The organism is Hydrotalea flava (genome assembly GCF_001623405.1).
Lineage (GTDB): Bacteria > Bacteroidota > Bacteroidia > Chitinophagales > Chitinophagaceae > Hydrotalea > Hydrotalea flava.
In genome coordinates this window covers 1-2191 of the sequence record NZ_LUHG01000062.1, presented here as the reverse complement: position 1 = coordinate 2191, position 2191 = coordinate 1, and the positions used below count along the sequence as shown (strand labels likewise).

Here is a 2191-nt window from a genome sequence, read left to right as displayed (position 1 = left end):
AAGCCGTTGGGACACTTATTGAACAGAAATTTCAAAAACACTTAAACGACAAATACGAAGTAACAATTGGTTCTTCTGCAAGTGGTGTTGACCTACCTTCTGACGACATTTTAACTGACATCAAAGTGTCTCGTCCTGAAATAGGTTGACGAAAATTCGTCTCTCATCTGCTGCAAAGCTATTTCGATAAAAAAAGGCAGCCTTTTCAGAGACTGCCTTTTTTATTTTAAATACTATACCATTTTATGCAATATCAAAACGATCCAGGTTCATCACCTTATTCCAGGCTGCTATAAAATCATGCACAAACTTTTCTTTTCCATCATCACATCCATACACTTCAGCAATAGCTCTGAGTTCTGAGTTTGATCCAAAAATGAGATCTACACGGGTTGCAGTAAACTTTACCTCCCCTGTTTTTCTGTCACGAACTTCAAAAAATTCTCTAGCATCAGAAGTTGGCTTCCACATATAGTTCATATCAAGCAAATGCAGAAAGAAATCATTGGTTAATGTTTCTGGTTTGTTAGTAAATACGCCGTGTTTTGAATGATCATAATTCGTATTCAGAACACGCATTCCACCAACCAGCACCGTCATTTCAGGAGCAGTAAGAGTAAGTAATTGTGCCTTATCAATCAACATTTCTTCTGCCGATGCAGCATAGGCAGCGTTTGCTTTTTTATAATTGCGAAATCCATCAGCAACAGGCTCTAATACTGCAAATGATTCTACATCTGTGTGCGCTTGTGCAGCATCATTACGTCCGGGTGTAAAAGGAACAGTGATTATAAATCCGGCATCTTTTGCTGCTTTCTCCACAGCAGCACATCCACCCAAAACAATCAAATCTGCCAGTGAAACTTTTTTATTGCCCGATTGTGAAGCATTGAATTTATTTTGAATACTTTCCAATGTATCCAGCACTTTACTCAACTGAGCAGGGTTGTTCACTTCCCAGTATTTCTGTGGCGCCAAACGAATGCGGGCACCATTAGCACCACCACGTTTATCAGAGCCACGGAAAGTGGATGCAGATGCCCAGGCGGTAGATACCAGTTCAGAAACAGACAAGCCGGAATTCAGTATGGTAACCTTGAGTGCAGCAATATCTTTATCTTCTATTAATTGATATGTAATTGCAGGGATGGGATCTTGCCAGATGAGCACTTCCTTAGGTACCTCAGAGCCAAGATAGCGTGCAATTGGCCCCATATCACGATGTGTTAATTTGAACCAGGCTTTTGCAAAAGCATCTGCAAACTCATCGGGATTTTCATAGAAATGTCTGGATATTTTTTCATACACAGGGTCTACACGCAATGCCAAATCGGTGGTTAGCATAAATGGAGCGTGACCTTTTGAGGGGTCCTGTGCATCTGGCACTGTTCCGGCACCTGCATTATTTTTGGGCTTCCATTGATGTGCACCGGCCGGACTCTTGGTGAGTTCCCATTCATATCCAAACAACGTTTCAAAAAAATTATTATCCCATTTTGTTGGTGTTTTTGTCCAGGCTCCCTCTAAACCACTGGTAATGGTATCTGTTCCGTTGCCCGTTCCAAAAGTATTCTTCCAGCCTAACCCTTGTTCTTCAATATCTGCACCTGCTGGTTCACGCCCAACATATTTAGAAGGATCAGCCGCACCATGTGTTTTACCGAAAGTATGCCCACCGGCAATCAATGCCACTGTTTCATAATCGTTCATAGCCATACGACCAAACGTTTCGCGAATGTCACGAGCAGCAGCTAACGGATCGGGATTGCCGTTAGGACCTTCCGGGTTTACATAAATTAGGCCCATTTGAACGGCTGCCAGCGGATTTTCCAGTTCACGATCGCCGGTGTAACGCTTATCGCCCAACCATTCGGTTTCTGAGCCCCAATAAATGTCTTGTTCAGGCTCCCACACATCTTCTCTGCCGCCACCAAAACCAAAGGTTTTGAAACCCATTGATTCAAGTGCACAGTTACCCGCAAGTACCATCAAATCGGCCCAAGATATTTTTTTACCATATTTCTGTTTAATGGGCCATAACAACCTGCGTGCTTTATCCAGATTGGCATTATCGGGCCAACTGTTCAAAGGTGCGAATCTTTGAGAGCCGGAGCCTGCCCCTCCGCGGCCATCGTGAATACGATATGTGCCGGCACTATGCCAGGCCATGCGAATAAAGAACGGACCATAA

General features: G+C 43.3%; 1 protein-coding gene. It reads right to left on the bottom strand.

Going from position 1 to position 2191, the window contains the following annotated elements; genetic code table 11:
- Window positions 1-243: 243 nt before the first annotated feature.
- The coding region (gene katG / locus A0F92_RS06860; RefSeq protein WP_068243349.1) for a catalase/peroxidase HPI at window positions 244-2191 on the bottom strand (1948 nt) is incomplete at its 5' end.